6 protein-coding genes are annotated in these 3,890 nt (G+C 59.1%); 2 read left to right on the forward strand and 4 right to left on the reverse strand.

Going from position 1 to position 3,890, the window contains the following annotated elements:
- Nucleotide 1 precedes the first annotated feature (1 nt).
- On the forward strand, nucleotides 2–163 hold the full coding sequence (locus AC1DJN_RS21060) for a DNA cytosine methyltransferase (RefSeq protein ID WP_478040093.1): 162 nt from the start codon (nucleotides 2–4) through the stop codon (nucleotides 161–163).
- A 35-nt stretch (nucleotides 164–198) separates the two neighbouring features.
- Here the strand turns inward: AC1DJN_RS21060 and AC1DJN_RS21065 are convergent, their stop codons facing one another.
- From AC1DJN_RS21065 to AC1DJN_RS21075, 3 genes are all read right to left on the reverse strand, one after another.
- Complete coding sequence (locus AC1DJN_RS21065; protein WP_442251182.1) at nucleotides 199–1,389, reverse strand: tyrosine-type recombinase/integrase; 1,191 nt, start codon at nucleotides 1,387–1,389, stop codon at nucleotides 199–201.
- 223 nt (nucleotides 1,390–1,612) lie between these two features.
- The gene (locus AC1DJN_RS21070; protein WP_152543303.1) at nucleotides 1,613–1,834 is read right to left on the reverse strand and encodes a helix-turn-helix transcriptional regulator; all 222 of its coding nucleotides are present in this window, start codon (nucleotides 1,832–1,834) and stop codon (nucleotides 1,613–1,615) included.
- Nucleotides 1,835–1,903: 69 nt separating this feature from the next.
- Entirely contained in the window at nucleotides 1,904–2,440 is a 537-nt protein-coding gene (locus AC1DJN_RS21075) for a DNA methyltransferase (RefSeq protein WP_081794562.1), read from the reverse strand.
- A 32-nt stretch (nucleotides 2,441–2,472) separates the two neighbouring features.
- Between AC1DJN_RS21075 and AC1DJN_RS21080 the strand changes: the two genes are divergently transcribed.
- Nucleotides 2,473–2,889, forward strand: coding sequence for a hypothetical protein (locus AC1DJN_RS21080; protein WP_478040091.1), 417 nt, complete (start codon nucleotides 2,473–2,475; stop codon nucleotides 2,887–2,889).
- Nucleotides 2,890–3,018: 129 nt separating this feature from the next.
- On the opposite strand, the gene AC1DJN_RS21085 is transcribed toward AC1DJN_RS21080, so the two are convergent.
- Entirely contained in the window at nucleotides 3,019–3,450 is a 432-nt protein-coding gene (locus AC1DJN_RS21085; protein WP_235189947.1) for a hypothetical protein, read from the reverse strand.
- Nucleotides 3,451–3,890: the final 440 nt, after the last annotated feature.

Raw genomic sequence — 3,890 nt, forward strand, 5'->3', positions numbered from 1 at the left:
CGTGATCACTCCCCGCGAAGCTGCTCGTTTGCAGAGTTTTCCGGATTGGTTTCATTTTGACAGGACTAAGTGGCAGGCGTTTAGGCAAATTGGAAATAGTGTTCCTCCCGTTCTCGCTGAAGTGGTCTTTAATAGGATTAGAAAGAGCGTTCTCAAGACGTGAATATTCGGCGAGTTCTGAAGGCTGTGCGCCACTTGCTAATCCGGTGCATTCGTCCACAATTGTCCACAGAAGGATGCCCAAGTCGCCATCAGATGGCGCCTCTTCTCTAGCATGGTTCCTCTCTTGTACGCAGCTTTCGCCTTGTCCCGAATCCGGTGAGCTAGGGCAGCCTCGGACAGATCGTCAGCGAAATCGGTGGTCTCGCTTGCCCAGTCCTTGAAGGTCGACCTAAAGCCGTGAACCGTGACATGGCCATACCCCATGCGCTTAAGCAGTGCCAGCATCGCGTTTTCGCTGAGCGGCTGGTTGCTGAGGTCGTTGGGGAACAATAAGTTGCGCCCCATGCGTGGCCTTGCAAGCGCAATCGCAGCCGCCGGGAGCGGAATCGTGTGTTCGGTCTTCGCCTTCATCCTGTCACCAGGGACAGTCCAGGTCGCGGCCGCCAGATCTATCTCTCCGGGAACAGCGCCCAAGGTCATTCCCGTGCGAGCGGCCGTGAGGATCGTGAATTCCAATGCGCGCGCAGCCTCGCCATGACGGCATCGCAATGCAGCCATGAACTCGGGTAGTTTTGTGTAGGGTAGGGCAGCGAAGTTCTCCACCTTGGTCACCGCAGTGGGTTTCGGCAAGATCACGGCCAAGTGCCCGCGCCATCGCGCTGGGTTCTCCCCACTGCGCTTCTTCTGCACGGTCATGGCATCAAGCACTGCCTCCAAGCGTTGCCGGACCCGGCTGGCAGTCTCCGTTTTGGTGGTCCAGATTGGCCGAAGCACGGCCAAGACATGCTCGGTCTCAATTCGATCCACCCGCAGATCTCCCAGCACCGGCTTTGCATACGTCTCTAGCGTGCTGGTCCACTGGCCCGCGTGCTTCGGGTTGGTCCATCCTGCTTCGCGCTCTGCGATATATGCCATGGCGGCCTCCCAGAATGTTGGGATGCTGGCAGTGGCGACAGCCGCCGCTCGCCTACCCGCGAGTGGATCCTGACCTGCCTGTACCATCTTCCTCGCGGCTGCTGCCGCCTCCCGCGCCTCGGCCAAGCCGATCACGTGCAGCGGGCCTAAGCCCATTTCCGGGCGCTTCCCCTCAAATCGATACCTGAACACCCAGCTCTTGGCACCGGACGCGGTCACCTGCAGATATAGACCGCCACCGTCAGCGTGGTAGCCCAGATCGGTGACCGTGGCCACCCGTCTCGCCGTCAGGCGATTGATCTTCAATCCCATTTCCTACCCATCCATGTACCCACCCAGCAGGCGCGACTTCCCGCGAAAGCCTGCGAACGAACCCGGATGGTGAAACCTAGCTGGCGCAAGGGCTGAGACTGGTTTCACGAAGGTGCACGGAAGCTAGGGAACGCCCTAAATTCAGACACTCTCTCCGCCAGTTTTTTCAAAAAGCCCCTGGAAATAGGGGCTTTTCGTTGTCTACGCCGCTCGCCCCATGCTTTCACCCACATTCTGTGGATTCGCCGGCGACAAAGCGGTCGATGTGCTTTTTCCACCATACGTGACGCGCTCCGATCTTATATGAGTGCGGGAACGAGCCTTCCTTCATGCGGCGATAGATCCACGACTGGCCGAGGCTGGTGCGGATGGCAACAACCTCGATCGGCTGCAGGTCCGCGTGCAGTTCCGCGACGGTTATTTCGCGCGTGTTCTTCGGCGGCATGATGTCCTCCTCCAATTCGTGGCCAACGCAGCGCGCAGCTGCTCGGTGGCGGTGTTCATGCGTTTGCTCCTAACGGCAATCCAGGTTGCGCAACGCTGTCGCTTGCCTCAGCGATCCCGGCATAGTCCGGGTCCAACTCAGTACCGGTGAACTGGAAGCCTCGAGTACTGCGGCCTTGCCAGTGCTGCCGCTGCCGATGAACGGGTCCAGCACCACGCCGCCGGTTGGAGTGACCAGCCGGCACAGGTAGCGCGTGAGATCGGTCGGCTTCAGGGTAGGGGGGTGTTCCCCTTTTGGGGCGACCTGATCACCCTCATCGCGGCGGGTCATTTGCTGCCCACTGGTGCTGGACACCATGCCTGCGGGCGACTTCTTGCACGCGTCCAGGCCGGCACCGCGATCTGCGTTGGTTGCCCTAGCGCAATAGAAGAAGCGGGCTGCGCTGCCCTCGTCGATGTGCAGTTGACCTGGCCGCATCTTGAAGTCGACGGTACCTGGATTTTGGGTACCCGCGCTGGGCTCCTCCTCTGCGCATGCGGCCGTAGATGCCAGCGCTTTTCTTGCTCGGCGCGCTGTAGCTGATCGGCGCCTGCTGTCCCACCGCATCCGGTAGACTCGAAGGCCTACAGGGAGGCCATATGAAGAAGGTTGCTGTTTTGGGATTCGTTGCAGCGCTCGCCGCAGGGTGCTCCTCGACGCCAGTCACCCCCGGAACCGCCAAAGCTGTGTCAGCCAGTAGGGTGTACGACGCCAGCTACTTTAATCGCAGTGCCGAACGGTCGGCCACAATCAAAGTGACCCGTGACAAAGGATTTGCAGGTGGTGGTTGCTCGTTCGACATCCTGATTGATGATCAGAAGGTCGTTGCGTTGAAGCCAAGCGAATCGGCCAGCATGCACGTGGTGCCCGGCTCGTATTTCCTGAAGCTTGAGGCCGGCGGCGGTCTCTGTCAGAACGTCTCAACGTTCCAGAATGTGACTRTCGCTGCTGGCGACGAGCTGGTCTACCGAATTCTCTGGCCTGCTGGCGGTCGCCCGACGATGGAGCGGAAGTAGATCCCGCTCGATAGTCGCGTCACAAAGGTCTAGCCGACGCGTTCCAAGCGCTGGAGCAAGTAGGCCGCCAAGAATGCAAAAACGCCCCGAAAGGGGCGTTTGCATTTGTGCTGCAACGAGAAAGTGTCGTCAGAAAGCAGGCTCGATCACCGGCGGTGATTCCACTGCAGGGAAAGTTAGCCGGTACTTCCGCGTTGTATCGGCATCTACAAAGATCTCGGTCGAACGGCGTCTGGCCAGCGCGGATTTGGTGGCATTGAATGAACACAGGCCGGGGCCGTCAATTCCGGTTACCGTCAGCAAGTGCCGGCCTGGCTTCAATGCGAAGGTGACTGATTCGGCTGTGTTGAGATGGGCGGCCATCTGCTCATCGACCATAACGCCTATTGCACACTTGCTACCAACAGCGCCGATGTCGCGGGTTACCACCACATTCCCGGTGGAAGCGCCTTGGTCGGGGAGTGCAAATACCCGATCTGCAGGTGCCGGCTTGACTATTGCTGCGTCGGGTTGTTTGGTGGGCATAAAACAACCTGCGGCCAGCAACGGAACAGCGATCATCGCCGCTCGCATTGTGAGCTTTGCAGCTATGGAATGCATATTCTTCCCCCGAGAAAATCGCCATTGATAGGCGGGTGGCACCTTTCAGCGTGACTTTACACGAATCCGGCGAAGGTAAGCCGCGATCACTGGCTGTCGGAATCCACCCGTATGAGCAGCAGGAGCGACAGCCGCGCAGCATCATGTGGTCTATGGCGTCGACGAAAACTCCCGGGCCGCACAATGCATTGGTGTTGATTTTCACGTTTTGGGATCAATGCTCTCTGATCTAAGTCTTGATACCACTTCGCGACGCATTTCCCTCTCGATCTGCTGAAAGGACGCGTGGACGATGGTTGCGCCAAGGTACTCGCCTTGGCCGGGATTGGCGTCTCGAACTTACATGATGCGCGACAATGCATGCTCTGCCAGTTTATGGCGGATGGTGCGTGGGGATCCTG

It is taken from the genome of Stenotrophomonas sp. 05L414_2, assembly GCF_056397905.1.